Here is a 16,766-nt window from a genome sequence, read left to right on the forward strand (position 1 = left end):
CGCCCCACGGCGGCGGGCGGCGTCCACCGCCGGTCGCGTCCTGCCGGCGGACCCGACCGGAGCCCTGGACCGATCCACTCGGCCGACGCGGCGACGTTCGCGCTCTCCCGGTCACGGACGCGGCAGTACGCCGACGACCGCCCCGCGCCCGGCGAGACGGTGGCGTGCACGGCACGCGGGCCCGGCGGCCTCGCAAGGAAAGCCGGGCCTGCTCAGAACGGTTCGTCCAGGCCGTCCGTCTCCTCGCCCTCCTCCTGGAGCGCCTGCCGCACCACCCGCAGCGCCATGCCCTCCCCGTACCCCTTGCGCGCGAGCATCCCCGCCAGGCGGCGCAGTCGCTTGTCGCGGTCCAGGCCGCGCGTGGAGCGGAGCTTGCGGGCCACCAGCTCCCGCGCCGTCTCCTCCTCCCGGTCGGCGTCGAGCGCTCCGACCGCCTCGTCGATCACGGCGGCGTCCACGCCCTTGGTGCGCAGCTCGCGGACCAAGGCTCGGCGGGCGAGCCCTCGGCCGTGGTGCCGGGACTCCACCCACGCTCCGGCGAACGCCGCGTCGTCGATCAGGCCGACGTCCTCGAAGCGCGCGAGGACCTCCTCCGCGGCCTCCTCCGGGATCTCCCGCTTGCGCAGGGCGTCCGCGAGCTGCTTGCGCGTCCTCGGTGTGCCGGTGAGCAGGCGCAGGCAGATGTTGCGCGCCTGCTCGACCGGATCACGCGGCTCCCCCTGCTCGGCCCTCGACGAGGAAGGGGAGCCGCTGCCTCTGGCGCCGGAGCGGGCACGGCGGCCCGCCCCCTCGCCGAACCCGCCGCCCGACCCCGCTCCGCCGCGCGCCCGGCGCCCGGCCCGCACTGCGGCACCGGACCCCGGTCCGAAGGCGGACGCGTCGGGGGCTCCGTCGTCGAATCCGGGGTCGGGGTCGGGCTCGGCGGGGCTGCCCGACCACTCCGTACGACGTGTCACGGCCTAGCTCTTGGCCGCCGCGGTCTTGGCCGGCTTGGCCTTGGCGGCGGCCACGGCGGTCGCCGGCTTCGCCGCTCCGTCGGCCACCGGGCCCGCGGCCGCGGCGGCATCCGCGGCCGGCTCGGCCGACGCGGCGTCCGGGCGGACGCCGACACCCAGCTTCTCCAGGATCTTCTTCTCGATCTCGTTGGCGAGGTCGGGGTTGTCCTTGAGGAAGTTGCGGGCGTTCTCCTTGCCCTGGCCGAGCTGGTCGCCCTCGTACGTGTACCAGGCGCCGGCCTTGCGGACGAAGCCGTTCTCCACGCCCATGTCGATCAGGCCGCCCTCGCGGCTGATGCCCTGTCCGTAGAGGATGTCGAACTCGGCCTGCTTGAACGGCGGGGCGACCTTGTTCTTGACGACCTTGACGCGGGTGCGGTTGCCGACGGCGTCGGTGCCGTCCTTGAGCGTCTCGATGCGGCGGATGTCCAGGCGCACCGAGGCGTAGAACTTCAGCGCCCGGCCACCGGTCGTGGTCTCCGGGGAGCCGAACATCACGCCGATCTTCTCGCGGAGCTGGTTGATGAAGATCGCGGTGGTCTTGGACTGGTTGAGCGCGCTGGTGATCTTGCGGAGGGCCTGGCTCATCAGCCGGGCCTGGAGGCCCACGTGCGAGTCGCCCATCTCGCCCTCGATCTCCGCACGCGGCACCAGGGCCGCGACGGAGTCGATGACGATCAGGTCCAGCGCGCCGGAGCGCACCAGCATGTCGACGATCTCCAGCGCCTGCTCGCCGTTGTCGGGCTGGGAGAGGATGAGGTTGTCGATGTCGACGCCGAGCTTCTTCGCGTACTCGGGGTCCAGCGCGTGCTCGGCGTCGATGAACGCCACCGAGCCGCCGAGCTTCTGCGCGTTCGCCACGGCGTGCAGCGTCAGCGTCGTCTTGCCGGAGGACTCCGGTCCGTACACCTCCACCACGCGGCCGCGCGGCAGCCCGCCGACGCCGAGGGCGACGTCCAGTGCGGTCGACCCCGTGGGGATGACCTCGATGGGCTCGTTGGGGCGCTCCCCGAGGCGCATCACCGCGCCCTTGCCGAACTGCCGTTCAATCTGTGCGAGTGCGGCGTCCAACGCCTTCTCGCGGTCGTTACCTGCCATGGGTTCCACCCGATTTGCTTGAGTCGATCGCTTCACGTCAACGACGCTATCCCCTGCCACTGACAATGGGCCTCGACGTCCTCCCGACCTGTGGACAACTCCGCGGTCGAGTCCGGGAGAACCCGGCAGGAATCCCATCAGAATAGATGTTCGATTTTAATGTCAAGCGCGCCACACGCAACCGGGCGACCTGCGAAGAACCTGCGAGGAGGCCTCCCCGGCGGGATGGCCGCCCACCCCGTGCGAGGCCGCACGCCATCGTGTCCGCGCCCGCACGCCAGGCGGGCTCCCCCTGTCTCGGCCGGTCGAGAACTGGCCGCGGCGCCCGGAAGTCCCGGCCCGAGCAGCGGCCGGAGCCGGGTCAGCCGTCCGACCGCGGGGGCTGCGCGCCGGTGGACGCGCCCTTCCCGTCCCCGACTCCCCCGCCGTCCGCCGCCCGGTCGGAACCGCGCAGGGAGCGGCGCATCCGGGACAGCAGCGGCCTTCCGGCCTGCCGGCTGCTCCCCCCGTGCACCCGCGGGTCGTCCGTGACGTCGTACCGCTTCACATAGGCCCCCAGGAACGCCTGGAGCGTGGCGACGGCGGGGATGGCGACCAGCGCCCCGACCGCGCCCAGCAGGGCCGTGCCGGCGACGACCGAGCCGAAGGCGACGGCGGGGTGGATGTCGACCGTCTTCTCGGTCAGCTTGGGCTGGAGGATGTAGTTCTCGAACTGCTGGTAGACCACGACGAAGCCGAGCACCCACACCGCGTACCAGGGGTCGACCGTGAAGGCGACCAGCATGGGCAGGGCTCCCGCCAGATACGTGCCGATGGTGGGGATGAACTGCGAGACGAGTCCCACCCAGACCGCCAGCGCCGGGGCGTAGGGCACCTGGAGGATCGCCAGCAGGACGTAGTGGGCGACGCCGGAGACCAGCGCCATCAGACCGCGGGAGTAGATGTAACCGCCGGTCTTGTCGACGGCGATCTCCCAGGCGCGCAGCACTTCGGTCTGCCGGGCGGGCGGCAGGACGGAGCACAGGGCGCGCCGGAGCCGCGGGCCGTCCGCGGCGAAGTAGAAGGAGAACAGGAAGATCGTCAACAGCCGGAAGAGGCCGCCGAGGACCGTGGTGGAGACGTCGAGGACGCCGGTCGCACTGTTCTGGACGTACTTCTGCAGCCAGTCCGAGTGCAGCAGGCTGTCCCTGACCTCGACCCTGGAGAGGTCGGTGTGGAACGTCAGGTTGACCCACTCGATGAGCGAGTCGACGTACTGGGGGAGGTCGTCGACCATGCTGACGATCTGGCCCGCCAGCATCGAGCCCAGCAGGACGACGAACCCGAGGCCGAAGACCGTCAGGCCGAGGAAGACCAGGAACGTGGCCACTCCGCGGCGCATCCCCCGGGCCGCCATCCGGCCCACCGCGGGCTCGATGGCGAGCGCGAGGAAGAAGGCGATCAGCACGTTGGTGAGCAACCCGATGAGCTGGTCGAACGCCCAGCTGCCGAGCTGGAAGCAGGCGTAGAGCGCCAGGGCCAGCACCATCGCGCGCGGCAGCCATCCGGGCATCCGGACCGCGCCGGAGCCGGGCGGCGGAGCGGGCGGCACGGTCGGCGGGACGGGCGGGGAGGCGGGGGGCCGGGGCGGGGCGGTCTCGTCTGTCGATGACACGGGACAAGTCTCGCCCACACCGCCGACAACCATCCCCCCAGCCCGTCCGCCTCCCGCGCGGCCCCGTCCGGGAGGCCGGGGCCGCCCGCTCAGCGCTCGCGCGGGCGGGGCGGCCGACCGACCGGGATCAGCGCTTGTCCGCCGGAACGTCCATGGCGGCGCACACGCCGCGCCAGACGTCCTTCGCGTTCCAGCCGGCGTCCAGGGCCTGGATCACCGTACGGCCGCCCAGTTCGGCCATCACGTGGTCGCGGGCGAAGGAGTCGGCGTACGCCGCGCCGAAGTGGTCCGCCATCCGCTCCCAGAAAATCGTCAACCGCATACCACCAGTATCGCGCTCCTGAGAGTGCAGCCCGTCCGCCGGGCATGTTCCGGGGCCTCTTTCCGTTCTACGGTCGGCTCATGGCTGGAACCGGAGAAGACTCCCTCGCCCGCGCCGCGCAGTTCATCTGGCTCACGGCCCGCGTCCTGGAGCAGCGGAGGTTCGCCCACGGCTTCCTGGGCGGGGACGCCGACGCCGTCGAGACGGCGCTCACCGCCTATCGGAACGAGGACGGCGGCTACGGTCACGCGCTGGAACCGGACCTCCGCGGTCCGGTCAGCCAGCCGCTGCACACCGCCCACGCGCTGAGCGTCCTCGACTCGATCGGCCGCTGCGAAGGTCCGCGCGTCGAGCGGATCTGCCGCTTCCTGACCGAGGTGTCGACCAAGGAAGGGGCACTGCCCGCGCTGCTCCCCACGCAGCGCGGCTACCCCGCGGCCCCGTTCATCCCGGTCGTCGACGACCCGCCGGCGGAGCTGCTGGCGACCGGGCCGGTGGTCGGGCTGCTGCACCGCAACCGGGTCTGGCACGCCTGGCTGTTCCGGGCGACGGACTTCTGCTGGAGCGCCGTGGACGCCCTGGAGCAGTCCCATCCGTACGAGATCGCGGCCGCCGTCGCCTTTCTGGACGGCGCCCCGGACCGCTCCCGCGCCGAGGCCGCGGCGGACCGGCTGGGCCGGCTGGTGCGCGAACAGCGGCTCGCCGTGCTCGACCCGTCGCGCCGGGCGGAGTACCCGGTGGCGGCGGGCTACGCCCCGCGGGAGCACCACTTCCCGCACGACTACGCCCGTACGCCCGGATCGCTGGCCCGGCGCTGGTTCACGGACGAGGAGCTGGAGCGCTCGCTGGACCACCTGGCCGCCGAACAGCGGGAGGACGGCGGCTGGCCCGTGACCTGGCGGCAGTGGGCGCCGGGGACCGCGCTGGAAGGGCGGCCGCTGGTGACGCTCAGAGCCCTGGAGACGCTCCGCTCGTACGGTCGCGCGCTCGACTGACCCGGCACCGCGGCCGGGGCGGCGCGCGCCGGCCACCGCGGCCGGGACAACGCGGCCCGGCTTGGCCGTGCTCCGGCGCGCGCGGGGACGGTCGACCTGCGTGCACCGTCCCGTGCACCGCCCCGTGCTCCGGCGCGCGCGGGTGGCGTCGCGCGGTGGCGCCGACCGGTTGTCAGTGGCGGGGTGCACGATGGGGGCATGACCGGCTCCGCTCTCGACGCCTTCTCGCCCGCGACCCGCGGTTGGTTCACCGGCGCCTTCAACGCGCCCACCGCCGCGCAGGAGGGCGCCTGGCGGGCCATCGGCGAGGGCAGCGACGTGCTGGTCGTCGCGCCGACCGGCTCAGGGAAGACCCTCGCCGCGTTCCTCGCCTCGCTGGACCGCCTGGCCGCTCAGCCGCCGCCCGCCGAGGCGAAGAAGCGCTGCCGCGTGCTGTACGTCTCCCCCCTCAAGGCGCTCGCGGTCGACGTCGAGCGCAACCTCCGCTCACCGCTCACGGGCATCCGCCAGGAGTCGGTGCGCCTGGGCCTGCCCGAGCCGGAGGTGAGGGTGGGCATCCGGTCCGGCGACACCCCGCCCGCCGAGCGGCGCTCCATGGCGACCAGGCCGCCGGACATCCTGATCACCACCCCCGAGTCCCTGTTCCTGATGCTGACGTCCTCCGCGCGGGACGCGCTCGCCGGCGTCGAGACGGTGATCCTCGACGAGGTGCACGCGGTCGCCGGCACCAAGCGCGGCGCCCATCTCGCCCTGTCCCTGGAGCGCCTGGACGAGCTGCTTCCCCGGCCCGCCCGGCGCATCGGCCTGTCCGCGACGGTCCGGCCGGTCGACGAGGTGGCCCGGTTCCTGTCGCCGCAGCGCAAGGTGGAGATCGTCCAGCCCCCGTCCGCCAAGCGGTTCGACCTCTCGGTGGTCGTCCCGGTCGAGGACCTCGGCGAGCTGGGCGGCTCCCCCGCCACCGACGGCGACGCGGGGCAGGCGGAGAAGCCCTCGATCTGGCCGCACGTCGAGGAGCGCATCGCCGACCTCGTCCAGTCGCACCGCTCCACCATCGTCTTCGCCAACTCCCGGCGGCTGGCGGAGCGGCTGTGCAACCGGTTGAACGAGATCGCGTACGAGCGGGCGACCGGCGCCGCCTTCGACCCGGACGCCCCCGCCCCGGCCCTGCCGGAGGCCCACGCCCCCGCGGAGGTCATGGCCCAGTCCGGTGCGGGCAGGGGCGCCCCCGCCCTGCTGGCCCGCGCGCACCACGGCTCGGTCTCCAAGGAGCAGCGGGCCCAGGTCGAGGAGGATCTCAAGGCGGGCCGCCTGCCCGCCGTCGTCGCCACCTCCAGCCTGGAGCTCGGCATCGACATGGGCGCGGTCGACCTGGTGGTCCAGGTGGAGTCCCCGCCGTCCGTCGCCTCCGGCCTCCAGCGGGTGGGCCGGGCCGGGCACCAGGTCGGCGCGGTCTCCACCGGGGTGGTCTTCCCGAAGTACCGCGGCGATCTGGTCCAGGCCGCCGTGGTCACCGAGCGGATGCGCTCGGGGGCCATCGAGGCGCTGCGCGTCCCGTCCAATCCGCTGGACGTCCTGGCTCAGCAACTGGTCGCCATGGTGGCCCTGGACAGTTGGCAGGCCGACGACTTGCTGGCCCTGGTCCGGCGGGCGGCCCCGTTCGCCTCGCTCCCCGAGTCGGCGTTCACCGCCGTGCTCGACATGCTCGCCGGGCGCTACCCCTCCGACGCCTTCGCGGAGCTGCGCCCCCGCGTGGTCTGGGACCGCGTCGCCGGCACGGTCACGGGCCGCCCCGGCGCGCAGCGGCTCGCCGTCACCTCGGGCGGCACCATCCCGGACCGCGGCCTCTTCGGGGTCTTCCTGGCCGGGGCCGACCCGAAGAAGGGCGGCGGCCGGGTGGGCGAGCTGGACGAGGAGATGGTCTACGAGTCCCGCGTCGGAGACGTCTTCACCCTGGGCACCACCTCCTGGCGGATCGAGGACATCACCCGCGACCGGGTCCTCGTCTCCCCGGCTCCGGGCGTGCCGGGGAGGCTGCCGTTCTGGAAGGGCGACCAACTGGGCCGCCCGCTGGAGCTGGGCAGGGCTTTGGGGGCCTTCCTCCGCGAGATCGGCGGCCTGTCGGAGGAGGACGCCCGGCTGCGGCTGCTCGCCGCCGGGCTCGACGCCTGGGCGGCGGACAACCTCGTGGCCTATCTGGACGAGCAGCGCCGGGCCTGCGGGCACGTCCCGGACGACCGGACCATCCTGGTCGAGCGGTTCCGGGACGAGCTGGGCGACTGGCGGGTGGTCGTGCACTCCCCGTTCGGCGCGCAGGTGCACGCCCCCTGGGCGCTCGCCCTCTCCGCCCGCCTCGGCGAGCGGTACGGGATGGACGCCCAGGTCATGCACGCCGACGACGGCATCGTCCTGCGGCTGCCGGACGCCGACATGATGGGCCTGGACCTGTTCGACCTCGACGCGCCGCCGCCGGACGGTGAGGGCGGCGGTTCGGGGCCGGCCGGTCCGGCGTACGACAGCGACCAGCCGCCCGTCGCGGCCGCCGACGTCGTCTTCGACCAGGGCGAGGTCCAGCAGATCGTCACCGACCAGGTGGGCGGATCGGCGTTGTTCGCCGCCCGGTTCCGGGAGTGCGCCGCCCGCGCCCTGCTGCTGCCCCGGCGCTCGCCCGGCAAGCGCACCCCGCTCTGGCAGCAGCGCCAGCGCGCCTCCCAGTTGCTCCAGGTCACCTCCGAGTTCGGCTCCTTCCCGATCGTGCTGGAGGCCGTCCGCGAGTGCCTCCAGGACGTGTTCGACGTCCCCGGACTCATCGAGCTGATGGGCGACCTGGAGGCGCGCCGGGTCCGGCTGGTCGAGGTGACCACCCAGGAGCCCTCGCCGTTCGCCCGCTCCCTCCTGTTCGGGTACGTCGCCCAGTTCCTGTACGAGGGCGACTCCCCGCTCGCCGAACGGCGCGCGGCCGCCCTCTCCCTGGACTCCCACCTCCTCGCCGAGCTGCTGGGCCAGGCCGAGCTGCGCGAGCTGCTCGACGCCGACGTCCTGGCCGAGCTGGAGCGGGAGCTGCAGTGGCTCACCGACGACCGGCGGATCAAGGACGTCGAGGGAGTCGCCGATCTGCTGCGGGTGCTCGGCCCGCTCACCGACGCCGAGCTGGCCGAGCGGGGCGCGGAGCCGGCCTGGGCGCCCCGGTTGGCCTCGGCCCGCCGCGCGATCCAGGTCCGGATCGCCGGGGCCGACCACTGGGCGGCGATCGAGGACGCGGGCCGACTGCGCGACGCCCTGGGCACCGCGCTGCCCGTCGGGGTGCCCGAGGCGTTCACCGAGCCGGTGAAGGACCCGCTCGGCGACCTCCTCGCCCGTTTCGCGCGGACGCACGGCCCGTTCACCGCCGCCAGGGCCGCCGAGCGCTTCGGGCTCGGCACCGCCGTCACCGACGGCGCGCTCCAGCGGCTCGCGGCGTCGGGCAGGACCGTCCAGGGTGAGTTCCACCCCGCGGGCATCGGCCAGGAGTGGTGCGACGCCACGGTGCTGCGCCGGCTCCGCCGGCGCTCGCTGGCCGCGCTCCGGCAGGAGCTGGAGCCGGTGCCGCCCGAGGCCCTGGCCTCCTTCCTCCCGCAGTGGCAGCACGTCGGCGGCAACAGCCTGCGCGGCATCGACGGGCTGGCCCGTGCCGTCGAACAGCTCCAGGGGGCGCCCGTGCCGGCGTCCGCCCTGGAGAAGCTGATCCTGCCGAGCCGGGTCACGGGGTACACCCCGGCGATGTTCGACGAGCTGACGACCACGGGCGAGGTCGTCTGGGCCGGAGCCGGGGCGCTGCCGGGCAAGGACGGCTGGGTCTGCCTCTACCTCGCCGACAGCGCGCCGCTGCTGCTGCCCGCCCCGCACCCGCTGGAGCTGTCCTCACTCCACACGTCCGCGCTGGCGACGCTCTCGGGCGGGTACGGCCTCTTCTTCCGCCAGATCGCCGACCAGGTCAGGGCCACGACCCATCCGGACTGCACCGACCAGCAGTTGGCCGATGCCCTGTGGGACCTCGCCTGGTCCGGGCGGCTCACCAACGACACCCTGGCCCCGCTGCGCTCCCTCCTGGGCTCCGGGCGGACGGCGGGCTCCACCGCCCACCGCGCCCGGCGCAGCGTGCCGCGCGGGCGCTACGGCTCGCTCACCGCCGCCGCCCGGCCCGCCTCCCGCAGCGGCCCCCCGACCGTCTCGGGCCGCTGGTCCCTGCTCCCGCCCCTCGAGCCGGAACCGACCCACCGCGCCCACGCCCTGGCCCGGACCCTCCTCGACCGGCACGGCGTCGTGACCCGCGGCGCGGTGCAGGCCGAGGGGGTCGCGGGCGGCTTCTCCGCGACGTACCGGGTGCTGTCCGCCTTCGAGGACAACGGGCAGGCGCGGCGCGGTTACGTCGTCGAGGGGCTGGGGGCCGCGCAGTTCGCCATGGACGGCGCGGTGGACCGGCTGCGGGCGGCGTCCACGGCCCGTGACCGCAGGGATCCGGGCACCGCCGCGCACGCCCTGGTGCTGGCCGCGGCCGACCCGGCCAACGCCTACGGGGCGGCCCTGCCCTGGCCGGAACCCCCGGACGGCGCGGGGCACAAGCCGGGCCGCAAGGCGGGGGCGCTGGTGGTCCTCGTCGACGGCGAGCTGACGCTCTACATGGAGCGCGGCGGCAAGACCCTCCTGGCCTGGCCGTCCGACCCCGAGTCCCCCGCGCTGCGGGCGGCCGCCGAGGCGCTGGCCGCCTCGGCGCGCGCCGGAGCGCTGGGCACGGTGACGGTGGAACGGACGAACGGGGTCTCCTCCCTCACCTCTCCGCTGGGGCGGGCCCTGGAGGCGGCCGGGTTCCTCGCCACCCCCCGAGGTCTGCGCCTGCGCGCGTGACCCCGTCCGCCCCCGCGAACGCGCGCCGCCCGGAGCGCGTGGAATCCGAGGGGCGCCGGGACATCCGGACTCCGCCGCACCCATGATGGAGACATGCCCGAAGGAGACACCGTCCTGCAGACCGCCGCACGTCTGCACACGGCGCTGGCAGGACGGGTACTGACCCGGTCCGACCTGCGCGTTCCCCGGTTCGCCACCGCCGACCTCACCGGCCGGGAAGTGCTCGACGTCACGGCGCGCGGGAAGCACCTGCTGACCCGCGTCGAGGGCGGCCTGACCCTGCACAGCCACCTCCGGATGGACGGCGCGTGGCGGGTGTACGCACCGGGAGAGCGCTGGCGCGGTGGCCCGGCCCACCAGATCCGCGCGATCCTCGGCAACGCCGAGCACACCGCCGTCGGCTACCGGCTCCCCGTGCTCGAACTGCTGCGCACCAGCGAGGAGAGCCGGGCCGTGGGGCATCTGGGGCCCGATCTGCTGGGCCCCGACTGGGATCCGGCACGCGCATCGGAGCGGCTGCTCGCCGCACCGGAGCGCCCTCTGGCCGAGGCCCTCCTGGACCAGCGGAATCTGGCGGGCATCGGCAACGTCTACGCGTGCGAGCTGTGCTTCCTGGCCCGCGTCACCCCCTGGCTCCCCGTGGGCGCCCTCCCCGACGGGGCCGTCCCCCGCCTGGTCGCCCTGGCCCATCGACTGCTGTACGCCAACCGCGACCGCCCCTCCCGCACCACCACGATCACCGCCGAACTCCGCACCCCGCCGCCCTCCACGAGCGGTGCCGCGAGCACCGGCGGGGCCCCGCCCTCCGCGACCGCTCCCGCGCCGGTCCGGCCGGGGGCGCGGCAGCCCGTCCGCGTGAAGGAGCGGCTGTACGTCTACGGCCGGGCCCGACGCCCCTGCCTGCGGTGCGGCACACCGATCCGCGTGGCCGACCGCGACGACCGGCCCACCTACTGGTGCCCCGGCTGCCAAACGGGCCCGACCCCGTAGAGCCGTGCCGGATCCTCCCTCGGGGCCGTACGCCCTCACCAGCGGGCGGCTCGCCCACCGGGTCGGCGGCATCGCCGCCCCCAGGCAGGCGGCCTCCGCCCGGCCCGGCCCGCGGGGGCCGGCGGCGCCGCGTGGACCGGCAGCAGGCTCAGCCCCCAGCCGCCCGCCGCCACCGCCCCCTCCACCATCCCGGCTTGTTCCGGTTGCAGCGCGAGCCGCAGCACCGCCCACCACCACAGCCCGCCGAGGACCAGCGCCGCCGCCCACCGCAGTCCCATGGCTGCCTCCCGCGGCCGACGTCCTTTCCGGCAGTTTCCCCCGGTCAGCGCGGCCCTGCATCCAGAACGCCGGGCCGGGGGGCCGCCCGCACAGCAGTGCCCCCGCCTGTTCGGCGGGGGCACGGAACTCTCAGGAGCCGCTGGCTCCGGGGTTCGCGAAGTCTAGCGTTCGTCGTCGCGGCGGAGGGAGTCCTTGATGCCCTTGCCGCGCTCGCCCGCGTCGTCGACCGCTTCCTTGGCCCGCCCCTTGACCTGGTCGGTCTTGCCCTCGGACTCCTTGCGGCGGTCCCCGGTCAGCTTGCCGACCGCTTCCTTGCCCTTGCCCTTGATCTTGTCCATGGCGCTGTCGTCGCTCACGGTTCGCTCCCTTCCTCGCGCGAAGACTCTTCGGATCCGCCGGGTCTCAGGCGCTCTCGGCCTGGAACATCCAGGCGTGCTTCTCGAGATCCCCCGTCAGGGCGATGAGCAGGTCCTGGGTGATCGGGTCGGGCTCGTCGGTCGCCTCGATGCGCTCGCGCATCCGGCCGATGACCACGCCCAGCGCGTCCACCAGGATCCTCACCGCGTCGACGTCCTTGATCCAGCCCTCGGGCACGGACGCGATGGCGGTCTCCTTGGCGACCGTGCCGGAGCGTCCGTCCGGGTTGACCCCGATCGCCGAGGCCCGCTCGGCGACCGTGTCGGAGTGCTGGCGAGCCGTGGTGACGACGTCGTCGAGCTGGAGGTGGACGGAGCGGAAGCGCGGACCGACCACGTTCCAGTGCACCTGCTTGGCCACCAGGGAGAGGTCCACGAGATCCACCAGAGCGCCTTGCAGCGCCCCGCCGACGACCTTCAGATCACCCTCGGACAACGTGCTCTTGACCACAGACATATGCGCTTCTCCCATCCGTCGGCCCACTGAGCCGACCGTTTCGGTGCATCACCCACGATGGCACATACGAAGCAAAACGGTCATGTGGGCCTTGTCTTTCGTGTGCCCAGCACCCGACGGCTCACACCCCCGTGTTCCCGGCGGCCCGCCCACGCCGCCTCGGGGACCGGCGGGCCGGCCGCGCACACGCGGAAGTCCCGGCCGGCCCGGTGAGGGCCGACCGGGACTCCGGTCGAGCAAGTGAAGCCGCAGGGGTCAGGCGGCGACGACGTCCACCGCTTCGGCGGGCGCCTTGATGGTCACCCGACCCGACGGCACACCTGCGACCGACGAGACGGAGACGGAGTTGAGCATGGGACGAACCGGCACGGGGACCGGATCGCTGGAAGCTGCCGACTCGGCCAGCTCGGCGAGCGACAGTTCGTCGCTCACTTCACGCATGAGCTCGGACATCCGTACGTCAAGCGCGTCGCAAATCGCGGAGAGCAGCTCGGAGGATGCCTCCTTCTGCCCCCGCTCCACCTCGGAGAGATAACCGAGCGAGACCCGGGCGGACGAGGAGACTTCGCGCAGAGTACGGCCTTGGCGCTGGCGCTGCCGACGCAGCACGTCACCCAGCAGGCGACGGAGCAGAATCATCGGTGGCTCCCTCCTCGGACCGCGTAGCCGCATCCTTCACGCCCTACCGTACCGCCTTGCGCGGCGGCCGTGCGGGGAGCGATGTCGTGTTCACTCAGGGCTGCAAACATCAGATCCCCCCGGCCTGTTCCGTATCCTGTGCCCGCGCATTCCCGTGGAGTTCGCCGGCAAGCAGTTCGAGGACGCTCCGCACGCTCTCCTCACGGATATCCGCCCTCTCCCCATTCAACCGCAGAGAGGTCACTTTCTCGACGCCGTACGGTCCCGTCACGGCAACGTGGACCGTACCCACCGGCTGCCCGTCCTGCGGTCGCGGGCCGGCGACGCCGGTGGTGGCGATCCCCCAGTCCGCGTCCAGGACCCGGCGCACTCCGGCGGCCATCTGCCGCGCGACCTCGGGGTCGACGGCTCCGCGCTCGGCGAGCAGGGCCTCGTCGACCCCCAGCACCCGGTGTTTCAGCGAGGTGGCGTACGCCGTCACCGACCCGGTGAAGGACTGCGAGGCGCCGGGTACGGAGGTCAGCTCGGCGGCCACCATGCCGCCCGTCAGCGACTCCGCGACGGCCACCGTCTGCCCGCGCTCGGCGAGCAACCGCAGCACGCGGGCGGCCTGCGTCACCGCTCGGCCTCCGCGGCGTCCCGCGCCTCGGCCGCCCCCGGCCCCCGGCCCGTCTCGCCCGCGCCGCGCACGCTCAGGGTCGACCCCGCGGGGACCGTGCGCCCCTCGGCGGCGCCGACGCCCGCTCCGGCGGCTTCGCGAAGGGCGTCCGCAGCCTCCCGCGCCCGCTTCGCGGCAAGGGCGCGCTCGGCGGCGATGCCCTTGCGGCGCAGGACGACCGCCTGGCGGACGTAGTCGAGCCCGGTGACCACGGTCAGCACGACGGCGACCATCATCACCCAGAAGCGCAGGGTCGCCAGCGGTCCGGTGAGCGCCAGGACGTACATCCCGGCCGCCGTCCCCTGCGCCAGCGTCTTCAGCTTGCCGCCCCGGCTGGCCGGGATCACCGCGTGCCGGATCACCCAGAACCGCATGAGCGTGATGCCCAGCTCGCGGGCGAGGATCACACCGGTGATCCACCAGGGCAGATCGCCCAGGATCGACAGGGAGACGAGCGCCGCGCCCATGATCGCCTTGTCCGCGATCGGGTCCGCGATCTTCCCGAAGTCCGTGACGAGGTTGTACGCCCGCGCCAGATGGCCGTCGAACAGATCGGTGATCATCGCGACGGCGAAGGCCGCCCAGGCGACGGAGCGCCAGGCGGGGTCGTACCCGCCGTTGTGGAACAGCAGCAGCACGAAGCCGGGCACGAGCAGCAGCCGCGCCATGGTCAGGATGTTGGCGATGTTCCACAGGCCGGCCTGGCTGACGGCCGCAGTGCCCAGCTTGCCGCCGCGGACCGGCTTCGCGCCGGAGCCGCCTGCCGCGGATGCCGGGACTCCGGTCATCTGGCTGCCTCCGCAAGCTCGTGGTGTTCGGCCACCAGGTCGACGCCCTCGGTGCCCACTGCCTTCGCCTCGACCATACGGCCCGGAACCAGACCCTCGCGTGTGGTGAAGACCACCTGGCCATCGGTTTCGGGGGCCTGGTGCGCCGCGCGCCCGATCGCGACCTCGCCGTCCTCGTCCGACTCGACGGACTCCACCAGCACGTGGAGGGTCTCGCCGACGCGCTCCTCGGCCCGCTGCGAGGTCAGCTCCTCCGCGAGCTGGGAGATGTGGGCGAGCCGCTCCGCGATGACGTCGGCGTCGAGCTTGTCCGCGTAGCCGACCGCTTCGGTGCCCTCCTCGTCCGAGTATCCGAAGACGCCGATCGCGTCGAGGCGCGCGCCGGTGAGGAAGCGTTCCAGCTCCGCGAGGTCGGCCTCGGTCTCACCGGGGAAGCCGACGATGAAGTTGGAGCGGGCGCCCGCCTGCGGGGCCTTGCTCCGGATCGTCTCCAGCAGATCAAGGAAGCGGTCGGTGTCGCCGAAGCGGCGCATCGCGCGCAGCACGCCGGGGGCGGAGTGCTGGAAGGAGAGGTCGAAGTACGGGGCGACCTTGGGCGTCGAGGTCAGGACGTCGATGAGGCCCGGACGCATCTCGGCGGGCTGGAGGTAGCTGACGCGGACGCGCTCGATGCCGTCGACCTCGGCCAGCTCGGGCAGCAGGGTCTCCAGGAGGCGGATGTCGCCGAGGTCCTTGCCGTACGAGGTGTTGTTCTCGGAGACGAGCATGACCTCCTTGACGCCCTGCTCGGCCAGCCAGCGGGTCTCCTGGAGCACGTCCGAGGGGCGGCGCGAGATGAACGAGCCGCGGAAGGAGGGGATGGCGCAGAAGGAGCAGCGGCGGTCGCAGCCGGAGGCGAGCTTCACCGAGGCGACGGGGCTGGTGCCGAGCCGGCGGCGCAGGGGCGCGCGCGGTCCGGAGACCGGGGCGACGCCTTCCGGGAGGTCCGCGGGGGCCGGCGCCGGCTCGCTCTCCTGGGCGTGGCCGGGCAGGGCCACGGCGGCGTCCTGCCGTTCGGCCGGGCTGATCGGGAGCAGCTTGCGCCGGTCGCGCGGGGTGTGCGAGGCGTGGATGCCGCCGTTGAGGATGGTCTGGAGCCGGTCGGAGATGTCGGCGTAGTCGTCGAACCCGAGGACGCCGTCCGCCTCCGGCAGGGCCTCGGCGAGGTCCTTGCCGTAGCGCTCGGCCATGCAGCCGACGGCGACGACGGCCTGGGTGCGGCCGTGGTCCTTGAGATCGTTGGCTTCGAGCAGGGCGTCGACGGAGTCCTTCTTGGCGGCTTCGACGAACCCACAGGTGTTGACGACTGCGACGTCCGCGTCGGAGGCATCCTCGACGAGGTCCCAGCCGTCCGCTGCCAAGCGGCCTGCCAGCTCCTCCGAGTCCACCTCGTTACGGGCGCAGCCAAGAGTGACAAGGGCGACGGTACGGCGTTCGGGCATGGACTCAAGACTACTTCGTCCCGGCGGCGCCCTCACCGTGCAGGGTTGGCCGCCCGGTCACCCGGTCACCGGGAGTGACGGCGGTCCGGGCGGGCAACGCCGAAGGGCGCCCGGCCGGGGCCGGGCGCCCTTCGGGGTCGGAGGCCGCCGGATCAGCCGGCCTCCGGGTCGCCCTTGGTGTACGAGAGGCGCTCGACCTGACCGGAGTCGAAGCGGTCCTGGACCTGCTTGCCGTTGACGAAGAGCTCGATCGCCCCGGCGTCGCCGAGGACGAGGTCGATGCGTTCCTCGTCCTGGAAGGTCTTGGACTCGCCCTGGAGGAGCAGCCCGTCGAAGAGCAGCCGCCCGTTGTGGTCCTTGGCGGAGATCCAGCTCTTGCCCTGCGCCGCGCTGAGCTTGACCGTCACCTTGTCCAGAGGCGCGGCGGCGATCGCGCTCTCGGAGGGCGCGGGCGTGGGGAGGGCGGACTTGGTCGCGGCGGGCTTGGCCACGGACTCGTGGGACTGCGAGCCCTCCGCGACCTGGACGGTGTCCGAGGGTTCGTCCTCGCCGCTGAGGAGCGTGAAGCCGACGAACCCGACCACGACGACGATCGCCGCCGCCATGGCCGCGGTCCAGTTGGGCCGCCGGGGTTCGGAGCGGATGCGCTCCGCCTCGAACAGGGGGGCCGCGGGGGTCGGGGCGGGACGGCCGCCGTGGTCGGCGTCGTACTCCTCGACCAGCGGCTCCGGATCGAGGCCGACGGCGCGCGCGAACGCGCGGATGTGGCCGCGGGCGTAGACGTCGCCGCCGCAGCGGGAGAAGTCGTCCTGCTCGATCGCGTGCACGATGGGGACGCGCACCCGAGTGGAGCCGCTGACTTCCTCGACCGTCAGACCTGCGGCGATACGAGCCTGCTGAAGGGCGTGACCGATCGAAGGCCGGTCGTCTTCGGGGGAGTTGCCGATGGACACGTGGGCGCCTTTCGAGCGTGAGCCACCTGCTGGATGTTCAGTCTAGGGGGGGTGCGAAAGGGTGGGGCAACCGGGAGGGACGACTTTGTACGCCATCGGGTCCCCCGGACGGCCCCGTCGCCGGCTCCGGGCGGGGAGCCGGGGCGGAGCGCGGCCCCGA

15 protein-coding genes are annotated in these 16,766 nt (G+C 73.6%); 3 read left to right on the forward strand and 12 right to left on the reverse strand.

The genetic code is table 11. The annotated features are described in order from the left end of the window. Positions 1–212: 212 nt before the first annotated feature. The 4 genes from recX to ACZ6EJ_RS21765 form a co-directional block, all read right to left on the reverse strand. Complete coding sequence (gene recX, locus ACZ6EJ_RS21750) at positions 213–956, reverse strand: recombination regulator RecX (RefSeq protein WP_469269273.1); 744 nt, start codon at positions 954–956, stop codon at positions 213–215. Between the two features lie 3 nt (positions 957–959). Continuing rightward, entirely contained in the window at positions 960–2,093 is a 1,134-nt protein-coding gene (recA, locus tag ACZ6EJ_RS21755; protein ID WP_469269274.1) for a recombinase RecA, read from the reverse strand. 361 nt (positions 2,094–2,454) lie between these two features. Next, complete coding sequence (locus ACZ6EJ_RS21760) at positions 2,455–3,645, reverse strand: AI-2E family transporter (RefSeq protein ID WP_469269301.1); 1,191 nt, start codon at positions 3,643–3,645, stop codon at positions 2,455–2,457. Positions 3,646–3,874: 229 nt separating this feature from the next. Then, complete coding sequence (locus ACZ6EJ_RS21765) at positions 3,875–4,069, reverse strand: DUF3046 domain-containing protein (protein WP_469269275.1); 195 nt, start codon at positions 4,067–4,069, stop codon at positions 3,875–3,877. A gap of 80 nt (positions 4,070–4,149) precedes the next feature. Here ACZ6EJ_RS21765 and ACZ6EJ_RS21770 point away from each other — a divergent pair, with 80 nt between their 5' ends. From ACZ6EJ_RS21770 to ACZ6EJ_RS21780, 3 genes are all read left to right on the forward strand, one after another. Further along, on the forward strand, positions 4,150–5,064 hold the full coding sequence (locus ACZ6EJ_RS21770) for a hypothetical protein (RefSeq protein WP_469269276.1): 915 nt from the start codon (positions 4,150–4,152) through the stop codon (positions 5,062–5,064). 198 nt (positions 5,065–5,262) lie between these two features. Next, positions 5,263–9,945: an Lhr family ATP-dependent helicase gene (locus tag ACZ6EJ_RS21775; RefSeq protein WP_469269278.1), complete on the forward strand. Its 4,683-nt coding sequence runs from the start codon at positions 5,263–5,265 to the stop codon at positions 9,943–9,945. Between the two features lie 93 nt (positions 9,946–10,038). Then, positions 10,039–10,935: an Fpg/Nei family DNA glycosylase gene (locus ACZ6EJ_RS21780; RefSeq protein ID WP_469269279.1), complete on the forward strand. Its 897-nt coding sequence runs from the start codon at positions 10,039–10,041 to the stop codon at positions 10,933–10,935. A 35-nt stretch (positions 10,936–10,970) separates the two neighbouring features. On the opposite strand, the gene ACZ6EJ_RS21785 is transcribed toward ACZ6EJ_RS21780, so the two are convergent. From ACZ6EJ_RS21785 to ACZ6EJ_RS21820, 8 genes are all read right to left on the reverse strand, one after another. Continuing rightward, positions 10,971–11,213 carry a hypothetical protein gene (locus ACZ6EJ_RS21785; protein ID WP_469269281.1) on the reverse strand — a complete coding sequence of 81 codons (243 nt, stop codon included), beginning with the start codon at positions 11,211–11,213 and terminating at the stop codon, positions 10,971–10,973. A 162-nt stretch (positions 11,214–11,375) separates the two neighbouring features. Continuing rightward, on the reverse strand, positions 11,376–11,552 hold the full coding sequence (locus ACZ6EJ_RS21790) for a CsbD family protein (protein ID WP_469269302.1): 177 nt from the start codon (positions 11,550–11,552) through the stop codon (positions 11,376–11,378). A 64-nt stretch (positions 11,553–11,616) separates the two neighbouring features. Next, positions 11,617–12,087, reverse strand: coding sequence for a Dps family protein (locus ACZ6EJ_RS21795; RefSeq protein ID WP_469269283.1), 471 nt, complete (start codon positions 12,085–12,087; stop codon positions 11,617–11,619). Between the two features lie 255 nt (positions 12,088–12,342). Next, entirely contained in the window at positions 12,343–12,726 is a 384-nt protein-coding gene (locus ACZ6EJ_RS21800; RefSeq protein ID WP_469269285.1) for a helix-turn-helix domain-containing protein, read from the reverse strand. Positions 12,727–12,835: 109 nt separating this feature from the next. Next, positions 12,836–13,345: a CinA family protein gene (locus tag ACZ6EJ_RS21805; protein WP_469269287.1), complete on the reverse strand. Its 510-nt coding sequence runs from the start codon at positions 13,343–13,345 to the stop codon at positions 12,836–12,838. Beyond that, positions 13,342–14,172 carry a CDP-diacylglycerol--glycerol-3-phosphate 3-phosphatidyltransferase gene (pgsA, locus tag ACZ6EJ_RS21810; RefSeq protein ID WP_469269289.1) on the reverse strand — a complete coding sequence of 277 codons (831 nt, stop codon included), beginning with the start codon at positions 14,170–14,172 and terminating at the stop codon, positions 13,342–13,344. Before pgsA ends, ACZ6EJ_RS21805 begins: the two co-directional genes overlap by 4 nt. Beyond that, positions 14,169–15,653, reverse strand: a complete 1,485-nt coding sequence (rimO, locus tag ACZ6EJ_RS21815; protein WP_469269291.1) for a 30S ribosomal protein S12 methylthiotransferase RimO — start codon at positions 15,651–15,653, stop codon at positions 14,169–14,171. The genes pgsA and rimO overlap by 4 nt, the downstream gene beginning before the upstream one ends. A gap of 152 nt (positions 15,654–15,805) precedes the next feature. Further along, positions 15,806–16,606: a helix-turn-helix domain-containing protein gene (locus ACZ6EJ_RS21820; RefSeq protein ID WP_469269292.1), complete on the reverse strand. Its 801-nt coding sequence runs from the start codon at positions 16,604–16,606 to the stop codon at positions 15,806–15,808. Positions 16,607–16,766: the final 160 nt, after the last annotated feature.

Source organism: Streptomyces sp. NPDC041970 (genome assembly GCF_055588985.1).